This is a genomic window from Amycolatopsis sp. QT-25, assembly GCF_029369745.1.
GTDB lineage: Bacteria > Actinomycetota > Actinomycetes > Mycobacteriales > Pseudonocardiaceae > Amycolatopsis.
In genome coordinates this window covers 393,298-408,914 of sequence record NZ_CP120210.1, presented here as the reverse complement: position 1 = coordinate 408,914, position 15,617 = coordinate 393,298, and the positions used below count along the sequence as shown (strand labels likewise).

16 protein-coding genes and 3 tRNA genes are annotated in these 15,617 nt (G+C 68.1%); 8 read left to right on the top strand and 11 right to left on the bottom strand.

Translation table 11 applies throughout. The annotated features are described in order from the left end of the window. Positions 1–418: 418 nt before the first annotated feature. Entirely contained in the window at positions 419–1,858 is a 1,440-nt protein-coding gene (gndA, locus tag P3102_RS02015) for an NADP-dependent phosphogluconate dehydrogenase (RefSeq protein ID WP_276366052.1), read from the top strand. Positions 1,859–2,147: 289 nt separating this feature from the next. On the opposite strand, the gene P3102_RS02010 is transcribed toward gndA, so the two are convergent. The 4 genes from P3102_RS02010 to P3102_RS01995 form a co-directional block, all read right to left on the bottom strand. Next, complete coding sequence (locus P3102_RS02010; RefSeq protein ID WP_276366051.1) at positions 2,148–2,867, bottom strand: Clp protease N-terminal domain-containing protein; 720 nt, start codon at positions 2,865–2,867, stop codon at positions 2,148–2,150. A 32-nt stretch (positions 2,868–2,899) separates the two neighbouring features. Further along, the gene (locus tag P3102_RS02005) at positions 2,900–4,114 is read right to left on the bottom strand and encodes an FAD-dependent oxidoreductase (RefSeq protein WP_276366049.1); all 1,215 of its coding nucleotides are present in this window, start codon (positions 4,112–4,114) and stop codon (positions 2,900–2,902) included. 292 nt (positions 4,115–4,406) lie between these two features. Then, positions 4,407–4,544, bottom strand: a complete 138-nt coding sequence (locus tag P3102_RS37780) for a hypothetical protein (protein WP_346660156.1) — start codon at positions 4,542–4,544, stop codon at positions 4,407–4,409. A gap of 115 nt (positions 4,545–4,659) precedes the next feature. Further along, positions 4,660–5,196, bottom strand: a complete 537-nt coding sequence (locus tag P3102_RS01995; protein WP_276366048.1) for a serine/threonine protein kinase — start codon at positions 5,194–5,196, stop codon at positions 4,660–4,662. 245 nt (positions 5,197–5,441) lie between these two features. Here P3102_RS01995 and P3102_RS01990 point away from each other — a divergent pair, with 245 nt between their 5' ends. Next, on the top strand, positions 5,442–8,219 hold the full coding sequence (locus tag P3102_RS01990) for an EAL domain-containing protein (protein ID WP_276366046.1): 2,778 nt from the start codon (positions 5,442–5,444) through the stop codon (positions 8,217–8,219). Beyond that, positions 8,216–8,515 carry a GNAT family N-acetyltransferase gene (locus P3102_RS01985; RefSeq protein ID WP_276366044.1) on the top strand — a complete coding sequence of 100 codons (300 nt, stop codon included), beginning with the start codon at positions 8,216–8,218 and terminating at the stop codon, positions 8,513–8,515. Before P3102_RS01990 ends, P3102_RS01985 begins: the two co-directional genes overlap by 4 nt. Before the next feature lie 3 nt (positions 8,516–8,518). Here P3102_RS01985 and P3102_RS01980 read toward each other — a convergent pair whose 3' ends face one another. The 6 genes from P3102_RS01980 to P3102_RS01955 form a co-directional block, all read right to left on the bottom strand. Next, entirely contained in the window at positions 8,519–9,340 is an 822-nt protein-coding gene (locus P3102_RS01980) for an arylamine N-acetyltransferase (protein WP_276366043.1), read from the bottom strand. Between the two features lie 201 nt (positions 9,341–9,541). Further along, positions 9,542–9,615 (bottom strand) — tRNA-Phe (locus tag P3102_RS01975). Between the two features lie 31 nt (positions 9,616–9,646). Continuing rightward, positions 9,647–9,720: transfer RNA gene (locus P3102_RS01970), tRNA-Asp, on the bottom strand. 28 nt (positions 9,721–9,748) lie between these two features. Next, positions 9,749–9,821 (bottom strand) — tRNA-Glu (locus P3102_RS01965). A gap of 145 nt (positions 9,822–9,966) precedes the next feature. Then, positions 9,967–10,746: a hypothetical protein gene (locus tag P3102_RS01960; RefSeq protein ID WP_276366042.1), complete on the bottom strand. Its 780-nt coding sequence runs from the start codon at positions 10,744–10,746 to the stop codon at positions 9,967–9,969. 125 nt (positions 10,747–10,871) lie between these two features. Beyond that, on the bottom strand, positions 10,872–11,129 hold the full coding sequence (locus P3102_RS01955) for a hypothetical protein (protein WP_020633070.1): 258 nt from the start codon (positions 11,127–11,129) through the stop codon (positions 10,872–10,874). Between the two features lie 545 nt (positions 11,130–11,674). On the opposite strand from P3102_RS01955, the gene P3102_RS01950 reads away from it, so the two are divergent. Further along, on the top strand, positions 11,675–12,094 hold the full coding sequence (locus P3102_RS01950; protein WP_276366040.1) for a hypothetical protein: 420 nt from the start codon (positions 11,675–11,677) through the stop codon (positions 12,092–12,094). Between the two features lie 117 nt (positions 12,095–12,211). Here P3102_RS01950 and P3102_RS01945 read toward each other — a convergent pair whose 3' ends face one another. Then, positions 12,212–12,415: a cold-shock protein gene (locus P3102_RS01945; RefSeq protein WP_003097368.1), complete on the bottom strand. Its 204-nt coding sequence runs from the start codon at positions 12,413–12,415 to the stop codon at positions 12,212–12,214. 421 nt (positions 12,416–12,836) lie between these two features. On the opposite strand from P3102_RS01945, the gene P3102_RS01940 reads away from it, so the two are divergent. The 4 genes from P3102_RS01940 to P3102_RS01925 all read left to right on the top strand — a co-directional run bounded on the left by P3102_RS01940 (position 12,837) and on the right by P3102_RS01925 (position 15,598). Beyond that, positions 12,837–14,078 (top strand): Ig-like domain-containing protein, encoded by a 1,242-nt coding sequence (locus P3102_RS01940; RefSeq protein ID WP_276366039.1) that lies wholly within the window; start codon positions 12,837–12,839, stop codon positions 14,076–14,078. A 154-nt stretch (positions 14,079–14,232) separates the two neighbouring features. Further along, positions 14,233–14,577: a hypothetical protein gene (locus tag P3102_RS01935; protein ID WP_276366037.1), complete on the top strand. Its 345-nt coding sequence runs from the start codon at positions 14,233–14,235 to the stop codon at positions 14,575–14,577. Next, positions 14,578–15,135 (top strand): SigE family RNA polymerase sigma factor, encoded by a 558-nt coding sequence (locus P3102_RS01930; protein ID WP_276366035.1) that lies wholly within the window; start codon positions 14,578–14,580, stop codon positions 15,133–15,135. A gap of 4 nt (positions 15,136–15,139) precedes the next feature. After that, positions 15,140–15,598 (top strand): hypothetical protein, encoded by a 459-nt coding sequence (locus tag P3102_RS01925; protein WP_276366034.1) that lies wholly within the window; start codon positions 15,140–15,142, stop codon positions 15,596–15,598. Positions 15,599–15,617: the final 19 nt, after the last annotated feature.

Sequence of the window (15,617 nt, the reverse complement as noted above, 5' to 3'; positions counted from 1 at the left end):
CACCTGGTACGTCACCCTGGTGGCGGAACGATCGCGGCACATTTCGGGCACCTTCACCAGGCATGGTGACCGAGGGGCCGATCCCCTTCGCCGGGCAGGTCACCGATGGTGCGTTCGGGGACGTCCAGCCCGACAATTCGTGGTGGCGGACAACTATGGGTACTTCGTCGCGAGCGAGACACCGTGGTGATCGACCCTTGTTCCACCGAACGGCCTACCAGGGCGCTGCTGGTGACTGGGTGACTTGGTGGTGACCGGTGGCCGTACCCGATTCCGCGTCCGGTGGCGCACAGCCGGGACCGAGTTGTCCACAGGGGAGCTTGGTTGTGGACAACTCCCGGTTGATCTTTTCTCGCCCCGGCGCCGTATGCCGCACCGGGGATAGGCTCGGCACGGGAATCGAAGCGGAAGGGTGCGGATGAGCAAGAAGGCGAGCATCGGGGTCACCGGCCTGGCGGTCATGGGCCGCAACCTGGCCAGGAACCTGGCGAGGCACGGGCACACGGTGGCCCTGCACAACCGCTCCGAGCAGCGGACGAAGGAGCTGGTCGAGCAGTTCGGCGACGAAGGCGACTTCATCCCGGCGTATTCGGCGCAGGAATTCGTCGACGCGCTGGAGCAGCCGCGCCAAGTCGTGATCATGGTCAAGGCCGGCGCGCCGACGGACGCCGTGATCGACGAGTTCGTCCCGCTCCTCGAGAAGGGCGACGTGATCGTCGACGCGGGCAACGCGCACTTCGCGGACACCCGGCGCCGCGAGGCCGCGCTGCGGGAGAAGGGCATCCACTTCGTCGGCACCGGGGTGTCCGGCGGCGAGGAGGGCGCGCTGCACGGGCCGAGCATCATGCCGGGCGGCTCCGAGGAGTCGTACCAGTCGCTCGGGCCGCTGTTCGAAGACATCTCGGCGAAGGTCGACGGCGAGCCGTGCTGCACGCACGTGGGCGCGGACGGCGCCGGGCACTTCGTGAAGATGGTGCACAACGGCATCGAGTACGCCGACATGCAGTTGATCGCCGAATCGTTCGATCTGCTGCGCGGCGCGGGCGGCTACTCTCCCGCGGAAATCGCCGAAGTCTTCCGCACCTGGAACTCGGGACGGCTGGACTCGTACCTGATCGAGATCACCTCGCAGGTGCTCGCCCACACCGACGACGCTTCCGGCAAGCCGTTCGTCGACATCGTGGCGGATCAGGCCGAGCAGAAGGGCACCGGCCGCTGGACCGTCCAAATCGGACTGGACCTGGGCGTGCCGATCAGCGGCATCGCCGAAGCGGTCTTCGCGCGTTCGCTGTCCGGCTCGTCGAACCTGCGTGAAGCCTCACGCGGTCTCGGCGGTCCCTCGCGCGCTCCGCTGACAGGGTCCGCTTTGGACACCTTCGCGGACGACGTCGAGCAGGCGCTGTACGCGTCGAAGGTGGTGGCGTACGCCCAGGGCTTCAACCAGATCCAGGCCGGCGGTGCCGAATACGGCTGGGACATCGACCTCGGCAAGGTCGCTTCCATCTGGCGTGGCGGCTGCATCATCCGCGCGAAGTTCCTGAACGACATCACCGCCGCGTACGCCGACGAGCCCGCACTGCCGACGCTCCTGACCTCCGGCGGTTTCCGCAAGGCCGTCGAGGACGCCCAGGACTCGTGGCGTTCGGTGATCTCCACGGCGGTGCGGCTCGGCATCCCGACCCCGGGGTTCTCGACCGCGCTGGCCTACTACGACGGTCTGCGCGCGGAGCGACTCCCCGCCGCGCTGGTGCAGGGACAGCGGGACTACTTCGGTGCCCACACGTACCGCCGCGTCGACCGCGACGGTACGTTCCACACCGCTTGGGCGGCCGACGGCCGTCCCGAGTCCTCCGCCTGACGTGCCGGTGACGGCCCCGGACCGCAAGGAATGGGGCCGTCACGCGCGCCGTCTCCCAGCTACGCGTGTCGTCCGCCCAATCACGCGCGCCGTCTCCCCAGTCACGTGTGTCGTCCACCCAATCACGCGCGCCATCTCCCCAGCCACGCGTGCCCTCCGTTTCGCTATGGGATTCGCCGCGATCGGCCGACGAGGGGCGAGCAGGATCCGCGAGACGACCGCGAGGAGGGCCATCACGCGGCCAACAGGACAAGGGCGACGAACACCAGCACGATGAGCGCGGCCCGCGTCATACCCCGCGCGCCGCGACGATCTCCGCCAGCGCCCGCAGAATCAGCTCCTCGGTCTTCTCCTTCGTGAGCCCGAGCCCGGTCAGCAGGTCGTCGCCGAGTTCGAACAAGGCCAGCAGGATGTGCTCGGTGCCGATGTAGTTGTGCCCGAGCCGCAGCGATTCCCGCATGGTCAGCTCCAGCGCCTTCTTGGCCTGCGCGCCGAACGCCATCTTCGCCGCCTCCGCCGGTTCGTCGGCGGGTTCCGGCAGCCTCGCCACCGCGGCCTCGCGGACGGCTTCGAGCGTCACCTTTTGCGCCACGATCGCCCCGGCGGCGAGCGCGGCCGGTTCCGCGAGCAGGCCGAGAACCAGGTGCACGGGTTCGATCTGCGGGCTCTTCGCCGCGACGGCCTCGTCGCGCGAGGCGACGACGACGTGCCGTGCGCGGTCGGTGTAGCGGCTGAACACCTTCACCAGATCTTCGAGCGAAGAGCCGCTGGAGTCGACAAAACGCTTCTGCGCGGCCTGTTTGGACACCCCCATGTTCTTGCCGATTTCGGTCCAGGACGCGCCGGAACGCCGTGCCTGGTCGACGAAGTGGCCGATCAGATGGTCGGCCACTTCGCCGAGGTGCTCGCCGAGGAAGACCGCGTCGGAAAGCTGGCCAAGCACGTCGCCGTCGGGATGCTGCTGCTTGATATGGGAGATGAGGTCGTCGAGCCGGACCGGTTTCGTCATGACGTCAACTCTAGGTTGACGTTAGGCTGACGTCAACCACGGGTTGACGCGACAGTCGCCTTGAGATCGAAGCCGTGCGCCTCCAGCGTCTCGAACCGCGGCTCCGGCTCCGCGGCGAACAGGCGGCGCGCGGCGATGTGGTCCGGCGGCCGGTTCACCGACTCCACCCCGACGAGCACACCGTCCCGGAACGACAGCACCGAGAACTTCCCGCCCTCCCGATCCCCGGTCACGACGGTCTTGTCCGCGCCGGTCAGCAGCCCGGCGATCTGCAGCTTCGCGCCGAGTTGATCGGTCCAGAACCACGGCAGGCTGTCGTAGGGCGCGGGTTCACCGGCGATGTCGGAAGCAGCCGCCCGCGCCTGGTCGACGGCGTTCTGCACCGACTCGAGCCGGGTCGCGGTGCCCGCCTGGACACTCGGGAAGTTCGCGCAGTCCCCCACCGCCGAGATCTTCGGGTCGCTCGTGCGCAGGTGTTCGTCGACGACGACGCCGTTCGCCACGGCGAGCCCGGCCTCCTCGGCGAGCCGCGTCCGCGGCTCCACTCCGACCCCGACCAGCACCAGGTCGGCGAGCAGCCGACTGCCGTCGCTCAATTCCACCTCGGCCACCCGGTCGTCACCGTGCAGCGCGGTGACACCCGTGCCGAGCAGGACCGTATGCCCGGCTCCCTCGTGCAAAGCGGCGAAATACGCCGAGACCTCGGGAGTCGCGACGCGGGCCATCAGCCTGTCCTGCGCCTCCACGATCGTCACGGGCCGCCCGGCGTGCGCGGCGAATTCGAGCCCGATGAATCCGCCCCCGACCACGACCACGTTCGCCGCGCTTTCCAACGCGGCCCGCAGAACGTTGGCGTCGTCCTTGGTGCGCAGGGTGAACACACCGTCCAAAGTGGATCCGGGCACCGGGAGAACGCGATTGTCCGCTCCCGTCGCGAGGACGAGATGGTCGTACTCGTGGGCGCTGCCGTCCTCGAGCACCACCTTCGTCCCGTCTCGATCCACCGACGCCACCCGGCCGGGGATCAGCTCGATGCCCTTCTCCGCGAAGAAATCCTCGGCCCGGAAGCGCAATTGGGCATCACCCGCCGTCCCGGCGAGGTAGCCCTTCGACAGCGGAGGCCGTTGGTACGGCAAGCCGGGTTCGTCACCGATCAGCACGATCCGCCCGTCGAACCCCTTGTCCCGCAGCGAGGTCGCCACTCCGAACCCGCTCTGTCCGGCCCCTACGACGAGGACGGTCTCCATCGGCGCTCCTTCCGTTGTGCCCGGTGTTCATTCAACACAGCTCCGGCCCGTTCGACCGCCCCTTTCGCGACGTGATCCTCCCGCGGCGGACGCGCAGCAGTCATGCCCGACGAGTTCACTGGTGCTCCCGCACGTCAGAAGGGGCCATCTGAGCCGGCCCGAGGTCCACCCGGTCGATGCCACCACCCGCCACTGCCGAAGCCGGCCCTGCGCGGCCCGAGGGCACTGGTGCCGAAGGTCGGTGCCTTCGTCGCGGCCGAACCGGAACCGGTGATCGGCGTGGTCGCGGTGGTCAGGTTCGCGTGCAGCTCCGGAAGAAGGTGGAGTTCTCCGGCAACCACGACACCTTCATCGTGGCGGTGTCGTTCGGCGTCGGGCCGCTGCCGGCGTGCTCGACGAACCAGTTCGGGAACTCGACCTCTTCCGGCACTCTCGTCGTGGCTTCAGATCATCTGCGGCAGCCCGAGCCCGGCCGCCGCCTTCACCCTCAACCTGCCGCTCACCCACCTCGGCAGGCGCCGGGAGCCGGATCTACTGCGAATGCCCTAACAGAACAGCCACTTCGGCCACAGTTTGCACTCTTCGGTGGGTTTCGTGGAGGGCGGCGGCGGGGTCGGTTTGGGCGGCTTCGGAGGGGCCGTGGACCCGGTCGTCCGCGGTGGATCGGCGGGCTCGTCCGGTGGTGTCGGCGACGTCGGCGTGGTGGTGGGCTCCGGAGAATCGTCGGACGTCGACGCGGCCGAACTCGACGCGCGGCGGCTGGACGTGGTCCTGCCGGGCGGGGAAGAAGTCCCGCCCTCGCCGGTTTCGACCCTCTCCGTGCTCGGGACCGCCGACGTCGCGTCGGCTCCCCCGTTTTCCGAAGGCCGCTTCGGCATCTCGATCACGCCGATCTGGTTCGGCTGCGCGATCGGCTCGGGAGCCGAATCGAACCCGACGAGAACCGCGGCGGTCCCACAGGCGACGACCACGGCGATCACCACCGCGACGACTCTCCAGCGTGACTTTGCCCGTGACTCCTCGTGGTCGTCCCAGCCCTCGCGAATGAGCAGGTCGGCGACCGAAACGTCGTCGTCATCCACCAGCTGAACCTTTCGCACCGGGAAAGAGCGAGCAGTAGTTTTACCGCAACTCACCGCTGAACGGGTGAAGTTGACCAAAAATTATTCACCCGATGGAACAACCCAGCGTATGCCAGTCACAGAGCGTGTATTCATACGCTTTCCCGCATAGCGGCGGCCGCCCACGTTCGGCTCGCGTATACAGCGCCCTCCTCGGGTGGTGTAATCGACGGTGCCAGCACCGGAAGAGGGGGTTCGGACGGATCATGGAGGCTGATGCCCTCGCCGTGCCCGGAGCCGGGAATTCCGGCTCTCCGGCGGGCGCGTCGCTCGGGAACGAGCCGGTCGGCGACCTCGGCTTCGCGGGCGACCACGCCGCCATCTGGTCGTACGACTTCGAGGACGAGAAGCTGTCCTGGCTGCCAGGACTGGAGAACCTGCTGGGTGGAGCCGCTCTCACCGAAGCCGAGATCGAGGCCGGGCTCGCCGATCTGGTGGCCCCGCTGACCTCCGGCACGCGCACTTCCCCGCCGTGGCGCGAGTTCGAACTCGAGCAGTCGTTCCGAACCCCGGCGGGAGAGGTCCGCTGGGTCCGCTTGCGCGCCCGCACCCTCGGCGACGACACCGGCTCGACGGGACTGCTCGGCATCGCCACCGATGTGACCGACGTTCGCGAGAACCGGCAGGCCCTCGAAGACCTCACTGACCGTTACCGGCTTTTGGTGGAGCTCAGTCCTGACGCCGTCTGTGTCCACGAAGCCGGCGTTGTCACGTACGTCAACCGGGCCGCCGTCACCGCGCTGGGAGCGTCGTCGACCGCCGAACTGATCGGACGGCCGATCATGGATTTCGTCGCCGCCGAGTCGCTGCCCGCCCTGTTGGACAGGATCGCGTCGCTTCACCGCCAGGGCGCGTCGACCGATCCCGCCGACACCGTGATGCTCCGGCTCGACGGGACGAAATACCTGGTCCAAAGCCTGTCGGTGCGCACGACCTGGGAAGGCAGGCCCGCGTTCCAGGTCATCATGCGCGACATCAGCGCGCAGAAGGCCGCGGAAGCGACGCTTCGCTATCAGGCCGCGCTGATCAGCCACGTCAGTGACGCGATCATCGCGACCAGCGGCACCGGCGTGGTGACCAGCTGGAACCCGGCCGCGGAGAACGTCTACGGCTGGACCGCCGCTGAGGCGGTCGGCGGCACGGTGAGCGATCTCGTCGGCGCCGCGCTCGACCCGGAAACGGTGCTGCGCAGGGGCGGTGTCATGCAGATGACCCACCGCCATCGCAACGGCTCGACACTGGCGATCCGTATTTCGGCCGCGGAGATGAACGACGGCTTCGTCCTGGTCTGCGCCGACGAAACGGCTCGGCGGCGCGCCGAGCAGCACTACAGCACGGTGGTCGCGTCACTCGACGAAGGCGTGGTCGTGATCGGCCCTGGCGGCCTGGTCGAATCGGCCAACCCCGCGGCGTGCCGGATCATCGGCGTCGACCACGACGATCTCATCGGCATTCCGTGCGTGACGCTGGAGCTGTACGACGAGCAAGGCCGCCTTCCGCCCGCCCGGATGCCGTCGGTGGTGACCCGGCGCACCGGGGCCACGCTGACCGGTCTCGTGCTGCGGCTGCGGCGGCCCGACGGCGAAGACGTCTGGATCTCGCTGACCTCGCGGCTGCTGACCCCGGAGGACCCGTCGGCGTTGGCGGTGGTCGCCTCGTTCACCGACATCACCGAACGCCGCGCCATCGGCGAGCGGCTCGCCCACGAGGCGACGCACGACCCGCTCACCGAACTCGCGAACCGGACACTGGTGCTGGACAGTCTCGCCGAGGCGCTCTCCGGCGCGGGCCGCGCCGAGCTGACCACGGTGCTGTTCATCGATCTCGACAAGTTCAAGGTGATCAACGATTCCCTCGGCCATTCCGTCGGGGACAAGGTGCTTCGCATCGCGGGTGAACGGCTGCGCCGGGGAATCGGCGAAACCGATCTCGTCGGCAGGCTCGGTGGTGACGAATTCGTCGTCGTCACCGCGGAGATCACCGAACCGCACGAGATCAAGGCACTGGCCGAACAGTTGCGCGAGGCGCTGACCGAACCGATCACCGTCAACGGCAGGCAGTTGCACATCGACGCCAGCATCGGCATCGTCACCGCCGCCAACGACGACACCCGGACCGCCGAAGACCTGCTGCGGGACGCGGATGTCGCGATGTATCAAGCGAAAACGCTCGGCCGGGCACGGTACGAGTTCTTCGACGTCGAGCTGCGCGAGCGGATGCAGCGGCGGCTGCGCATGGAACAGGATCTGCGCGACGCCTTGCAGAACGAGGAACTCTGGACGGCGTACCAGCCGGTCGTGGACATCGGATCCGGTGCGATGGTCGCGGTGGAAGCCTTGCTGCGCTGGAAACATCCGGCGCACGGGACGATCTCGCCCGCCGAGTTCATCCCGCTGGCCGAGGAAAGCGACCTGATCAACCTGATCGGCAAACACGTCCTGCGCACGACCACCCGCGAAATCGCCCGGCGGCGCGGACAGCTCGGCATCGACCTGAACCTCAAGGTCAACCTGTCGGCCCGGCAGCTGGACGACCCGCATCTGGTGGCGGGCGTGCAGGACGCGCTGAAGACCACCGGGCTCCCGCCGCACGCGCTGACCCTGGAGGTCACCGAGAGCGCGCTGATGCGCGACCAGGCCGCGGCCGCCGAAGTACTGACGTCGTTGCGGGATCTCGGTGTCTCGCTGGCGATCGACGACTTCGGCACCGGCTACTCGTCGCTCGCGCAGCTGCAACGGCTCCCGCTGGACACGCTCAAGATCGACCGTACCTTCGTCACCGGCATCGCGGAATCGCGCGACGCGGCCGCGATCGTCAAGAGCATCATCGCGATGGCGCACGCCGTCGACCTGATCGTCGTCGCCGAAGGCGTCGAAGACGAAGAGCAGCTCGCGGTCCTGCGTGAGTTGCGTTGTGACCAGGCGCAGGGCTTCCACCTGGGTCGCCCCGCGCCACCGGACGAGCTTTTCGGAGCGGTCGAATGAGTGTCGAGATCAAGGCCGGAGAAGACCGCTACGACATCGTCGTGGACGGGAAACCCGCCGGGTTCCTGGAAACCCGTACTCGCCCGGACGCGGTCCTGTTCCGGCACACCGAGATTTCAGCCGACTTCGCGGGCCAGGGCTTGGCGGGCAAGCTCGTGACCGCGGCGCTCGACGACGTCCGAGCGCAAGGCAGGTCCGTCTTGCCCTACTGCCCGTATGTGCGCTCGTTCATCGCGAAGCACCGCGAGTACGAGGATCTCGTCCCCGAGGACAAGCGCGCCGAATTCGAGCTCTGAACCTCACCCCGGATAGCTCGTCAGCAGTTTCGCGAGTTCTTCCTCGCTAAGGACGACGTCCAGCTCGCGCAATGTCGCGTCGAGCCGCTCGGCCGGGATCTTGGTGGTCTCCTTGGCCCCGCCCGGGCGTTCGACGATGATCTCGTCGCCGACCAGTTTGCGGCTGAGCCCTTCCTCCAGGCGCATGACCACCAGCTGCCCGGTGAACGGCGACCGCGGATGCGTCGACGTGTAGTGGTGGTAGACCTCGTAATCGATCCGGTGCATCGGGGTGAGCGTGAAAGCATGCAGGTCGGTCCAGTCGTCGTCCTCCAGTTTCTGCAAGCGCCACCGGTCCCCGTCGGCGACGAGCCGATGCGGCCAGCCGGCCTGATCCACGACGGCACCGTCGACCAGTGGCATCGGCACCAGCATCCCGGCGCCGAAACCGACGTCGACCAGATGCAGGACGCCGTCCGCCTCGACCGCGAGCGTCATATGCGTGTACGGCCCGTTCTTCCGCGGCTGCACCCGCGCGACCAGGCGGCGCACGGGGTAGCCGAGCTGCTCGGCGGCCGCGGCGAACAGGCTGCCGTGCTCGTAGCAGTAGCCGCCACGCCGTCGCCGGACGAGCTTGCCGATCACGTCTTCCAGCGCGATTCCCCTGTGCTGCCCCAAAACGACGTCGACGTTTTCGAACGGGATGGCCAGGATGTGCGCCTTCGCCAGCTCACGCAACGCGGCGGCGGAGGGCTTCTCGCGGTGCCGGCCGATCCGGCCGAGGTACGCGTCGAGATCGAGAGCGCCGACAGTCCATTCGTCGGCCTGTTCGGGTGCGGGTGTCATGTCTCGATCATGACACCTCTACCTTACTGGAGATCAAGATCAGGCAGTGGAACGAAGCCGCCAAGCGCAGCGAAGAAGAACGGCTCGTGCGACAAGCGGCGGCCGAAGCGGGTCGACCACGGTCGACAGTGGACGGACCCAAGATCGACCCCGGACAGGAAAAAACCGCCTTGACCTGAGTCAAGACGGTTTGAAGAGCGGTGGCCAGGGCCGGGGTCGAACCGGCGACCTTCCGCTTTTCAGGCGGACGCTCGTACCAACTGAGCTACCTGGCCGGGAACGCCGGCCAAGAGCCGAACGATCTTGCGACCCTGACGGGACTCGAACCCGCGACCTTCGCCGTGACAGGGCGACGCGCTAACCAACTGCGCCACAGGGCCTTGCATACTGCTTTGTAACCGTACTGCGTACTCCCAACGGGATTCGAACCCGCGTTGCCGCCTTGAAAGGGCGGAGTCCTAGGCCGCTGGACGATGGGAGCCCGGTTCGGTTTCGGCGAACCGACCGACCCGCGCTTCCCGGTGTCCCCGGGAGCGAACATAACTATAGGACACCCCCGTTTCCGCTTCCGCACAGGGGGTCCCTTAGTTGTTCGCAGGGCTGGGACCTGCGAGAACGCGGTGAATTCAGGATATCAGGGCCGAAGCGTCCCGCAGGGCGCCGAGACGCCGCCGGAGCTCGTCTCGCTCGTCATCCGCGAGAGTGACTGCGAGGAGTTCGGCCACGCGCTGGTCGGTCAGGTCCTCCGCGTGCCGCCACCGGTGCCGCAGATCGCTCTTGGCCTCCGCCGCGGCGATCAGCGCGTCCGCGGCCTCCTCGGACCACGCGGTGCGCAGGAGGCGGTCCCGGCCGCCTTCCGGATCCGCGACGACGGCCTGGGGCACTGTCAAGCCGACGGCGCGAAGGGCGGCGAAGTGGACACCGCCGCGGAACTCTCGGAACACCATGAGCGCGAACGCCAGCCGTTCGACAGCGGCTTCGGGGCGTTCGGCGCGTTGCCAGCCGGCGAACAACGCGAGACCACTCGCGTCCGCGGCGTCCACGAGACGGAACAGCAGATCGGCCAGGCGGCCGGGGTCGTCGGCCCCCGAAAGACTGACGCGTGCCCAGTGCGCCGATGACCGCGAGTAGGCGCGAACCGCGGAGGCCGCGTCGAGGGCCGCCATAGCGGGCGGCAGGGCGAACTCGAAGAGCCAGGACGGGAAGATGCCGAACAGCTCCGCGACGACCTTCGGCGGCGGGTCGCCCAGCACCGCCGAACGCCCGCGCAGGTACAGCGTCCGAGGCGGCAGCCCCACTTCGGCCTCGACCTCGGCCAGCTCCGAAGAGGTCATGAACTTCCCGCCTAGCACCTGCACCGCGCCTCGGACCTCCCGGGCCACCGCGATCGCCGCTTCGTCGGCCATGTCCCCACACCTTCCCGTCAGTTGGTTGGTAACAGTGTTACACAACTGGCGGGAAGGTCGCCTAGACGAACGGAAGCCCGGCCGCGTGGTGCACGCACCACCCGACCGGGCCCTCGCGAACGACCTCAGCGCTGAACGGGCGCCTGCCCGTCCTCATCCAGCGTCAACCCCAGCATGTCCAGCAACTGGACACAGTCATCGACACCCAGCGCCCCATTGGCCACGGCCAGCCGGGCACGCCGCACCTGGTCGTCGGACACCCGCTGGGCGTCCCCTTGACCCGTGCGCTGCGCCGGCAGACCACCGGCCAACGTCGTAGAGCTTCCCCCATCGGCACCTTCGTACCGAAGGAGGAACTGTCGAACTTCCACAGACCCACCCATGGTTCCTCCAGACGGCCAACGAACAGCTTGGCCGCGAGGCTAACCAGAGCCGGCCGCGACACACAGCCCCCCGGAGAGTGAACCTGTCGCCACGCTCCGCACAACGCAGAGCGATCACTCGTACACCCGCGTCACATGAACCACAGGCGAACCTCAGGTGGCGCGACGACCGGAATTCTGCCCGCGCCCACTCGCCCTTCTCAGGAAACCGTGCGACAATCGATTTGCTGACACACCCCCGGTCAGCGCCTGTGGAGATCCCCTCCGACCCCCGCGTTCCTCCCCCTGGCGCGGGGGTCGCTCCGTGTTCTGGGGGCCACCCCCAGACCCCCAGGGTCCGTTCGGTGGCGGTCGGGTGCCCCGCACCGGTGGCGGCTGCGAGGCCGGGTGTCGCTCGCGCGAATGGTTACGTCAGGTATCGGGGTTGCGTTCAGTGATCAAGGGAAATCGGTTTCTTCTTGTGGTTGGGCCGTTCGGGGAAAGATTCGAGTGTGTCGTGGCTCACTGTGGTTGGTTTGCCGAGACCGAACCGTTATCGTGGCCCGGTGCCCCTTCCTTCCCTGAGCCGTCGTAGCGGCAGCCGCACGAACTTGAAGCCGGTCAACCCGGGTCGTCACCGCAACTCCGCCACCAAGGAGGCCGAGGCGGTCGTCGAAGACACGGAACTCACCAGCTACCTTCGTGCTCTCGCGCCGGAGAACGACCCGGAGAGCACCGGCACCGGCAAGCGTTTCGGTGAAGCGCAGGTGTTCCAGCTTCGGATGAACCTCATCGCCTGCGAACAGCTCAAGGACGCCGCCGCCGAGCGCAACCTTTCGCCGCAGGCGCTTGCGCAGGAATGGATCCTCGAGCGCCTCTCCTGGGAGTCGCAGGCCAACTCGGCCCAGCAGCGCCGCCACGAGGAAGCCCACACCGACCAATTCCGCTTCGACGCCAACGCGTGGGAGCAGCCCGTCCCCCGCTGAGCCCGTCGCCGCGGAACGGAACAGCACACCAGAAGCAGTCTTCAAGGCAAGAGAAAAGCCCCCGGCGGATCGCCGGGGGCTTTTCCGATCAGTCTGAGCAACGCCTGAAGGGCGGACTCAGATCGCGCGGACCTTCTGGGCCTGCGGGCCCTTCTGGCCCTGACCGACCTCGAACTCCACTCGCTGGTTCTCCTCGAGCGTGCGGAAACCGCGACCCTCGATCTCCGAGTAGTGAACGAAGACGTCGCCCTCGCCGCCATCCTGCGCGATGAAGCCGAAGCCCTTCTCCGCGTTGAACCACTTCACAGTGCCTTGCGCCACCGCTTTACTCCTCGTTGCGCATCCGCTTCGAGTGCCTCCGAAGCGACACCCAGACCGTCCCGGGCGGTTCCAACGAGTCGAGCGATAAGCGCGTCACCGGCTCATGGCTCGCGTCAGAAGTTCCGCGAGTGTGAAGCCACGAACACGCAAAACGACGGCCTGATGGCAGAGTACCGGGATCTGGCCATATTTGAAGCCCGTGATCGGACTCCGAGCACCCCCGAGTACCAAGGTCACCGGAACGTCGTATACGGAACCGTCTTCTGTCGGACCCCCTCACTACCCTGTCGCCGCGCGCCGACCTCCGGTCTTCGCCGGACACGGACCGAAGTCGCTCATGCCCCGATCGTGAAGGGCGATTCACTCGAATGTGACTCGCATCACTCTCGATCGGGTCAACTTATGGGGCGGTCCGGACGTCATGGTCGGTGTACAGGGGAGCAAAGGGGAAGCTTTGAGGTTCACGGAAACCGCGCGCCGCCGGGCGGCGTTCGCGGCACTGGGGTTGATCGCCGTTCTGACGCTGGGGGCGTGCAGCAGCGAGCCGACCGTTTCGGCCAGCGGACCGGACGGCGGCGGGCCGGTCAGCAGCGACACCGGCGGGAAGACGCCCGCGCCGGCCAAGCTCACCTACGAACCCGCCGCGGGCGCGCAGGACGTCGCGCCGGGTCAGCCCATCAAGGTCAGCGTCGCCGACGGCACCCTCGACCAGGTCGTCCTGACCAATCCCGAAGGCAAGCAGGTCGCGGGCCAGCCGTCCGAAGACAAGAAGAGCTGGTCCACCACCGAACAGCTCGGCTACGGCAAGGCGTACACGTGGTCCGGCAAGGCCACCGGCACCGACGGCAAGCCCGTCGAAGTCGGCGGGGCGTTCACCACCGTCAAACCGCGCAAGCAGGCGGGCGCGAACATCAACGTCTTCGACGGGCAGACCTACGGCGTCGCCATGCCCATCACGCTGACGTTCCCGAGCAAGGTCACCGACAAGGCCTCGGTCGAGAAGGCGCTCTCGGTCGAGACCACGCCGAAGACCGAGGGGTCCTGGGCCTGGGTCCACGACGACACCTCGGTGCACTGGCGGCCGAAGGCCTACTGGCAGCCCGGCACCACGGTGAAGTTCAACGCCAAGATCTACGGCGTCAAGATCGGCGAAGGCGTGTACGGCAAGGAAGACCGCTCGGCGAGCTTCACGATCGGCCGTTCGCAGATCGTCAAGGGCAACACCCAGACCCACCGGCTCGTGGTGGTCCGTGACGGCCGGCAGATCGCGGACTACCCGGCCAGCTACGGTCTCGACGCCGACCAGGGTCGCGTCACGCCGAGCGGCACGCACGTGGTGATGTCCAAGCACGACACGTACTCGATGACCAACGAGCGCTACGACTACGAGAACATCGTCGTGCCGTCCGCGGTGCGCTTCTCCACCAACGGCGAATTCATCCACGGCTACGCCCCGTCGATCTGGGCGCAGGGCAAGAAGAACATCTCGCACGGCTGCGTGAACCTGGCGCCGGCGAACGCCAAGGCGTACATGGACGGCGCCCTGGTCGGGGACCCCGTCGAGATCGAGGGCAGCACGGTGAAGATCAACCGGGCGCGCGACTACAGCGACTGGACCTACTCCTGGGAAGAGTGGTCCAAGCTCTCCGCGCTCGCGGGCTGAAGTACTTCCCTGGAACCGGGCGGCCGGAGACCTTCGCGGTCTCCGGCCGTTCGTGTCGGTTGCCGTGCGCTGACCCGGTGCGAAACCTTCGGAAATTCGATGCAACCCCAGGGCGGGCGGGACGCATGTCTAACGACGCAAGGCGCCGCGGCCAATGAGCGGCGCCCGGATCGAGGAGACTCTCTTGCGTACTCGTATCGCTCTTTCTCTCGGCGCGCTGCTGCTGGCGGGCGGCGCCGCCTTCGCGACCACGTCGCTGGCGTCGGCCGATCAGAGCGCACCGTCGCCGACGGCCTCTCAGACGCCGGCCAAGGCGCCCACCGTGGCACCGGCCGAGCCGACCCGGGGGACCACCGCCCCGTCGGGTCCGGAGGCCGCCCCGACGAAGGCCAACGGCACCGTCGTGGAGCCGGGCGAGCACCGCGTGCCCAAGGCCGTCCCCGCCGGGCCGACCGGTGACCTGAACCTCCCCGCCGTCGTCGAAGGAGCCGGTGACTAGGTGTCGTCGAGCCGCTCGTCGAAGACCCGGACGGGCTCGCCGTGGGACGGCGAGTTCGCCCGGTACTTCGACGAGCGCGCGCACAGCCTGCGTGCCACCGCGTACCTCCTGTGCGGGGACTGGCACCAGGCCGAGGACATCACCCAGGCCGCGCTGCTGAAGCTGTACCTGGCTTGGCCGAGGCTCTCCCGGCACGACGCGCTCGACGGCTACGCGCGCAAGATCGTGCTGCGGACGTTCCTCTCCGAGCACCGGCGGGTCTGGCGCAAACGGGAGAGGCTCACCGACGTCCTTCCCGAAGTCGCGGGTGAAGCACGCGGCACGGAACAGGAGATGCTGGTCAGGCATGCCCTGTCCGGCATCGCCCCGAAGCAGCGGGCCGTACTCGTACTGCGTTATTTCGAAGATCTCAGCGTCGAGGAGACGGCCGCGGCGCTGGGCTGCGGCACCGGGAACGTGAAGAGTCAGAGCGCGCGGGGGCTGGCGACCCTGCGCAAGCGGCTCGGGCCGCATTTCAGCGAACTGGCCCTGAGCGGAGCGCACGACGATGGGAGGTGAGGAGATGGACGAGGACATCAAGGGCGTGCTTTCGCACGGGGCGAGCGGTCCCCCGCTGGGCATTCGGGCGGCGGACATCATCGAGCAGGGTGGCCGGATCCGGCGCCGACGCAAACGGCTGGCCGTGGCGGGCAGTTCACTCGCGACGGTCGCGGTGATCGTGTTCGGCGCGATCGCCGTCGGTGGCCGCGGCGGCGAGGGATCCGCGCCGGTGCGACCCGCGGGTCCCGGTTTGTCGACCATCGCCCCGCTGCCGGTCTCGCCGGCGCCTTCCGCGCCGACTCCCCGACCGGAGGTCTCTCCCGAAAACCCGCCCGTATCGAAGACGCTCTCGAAGCCCGAGCAGACGCGCACGACACCCAAGGCTCCTCAGTCCGGCCGCACGACGACGGCCGTTCCCTCTCGCGCGCCCTTCCCGACGAAGCAAGCGAGCGAACCTCCGACCGCGATCACTACTCACTGACGCACTGCCCGGGACGTCC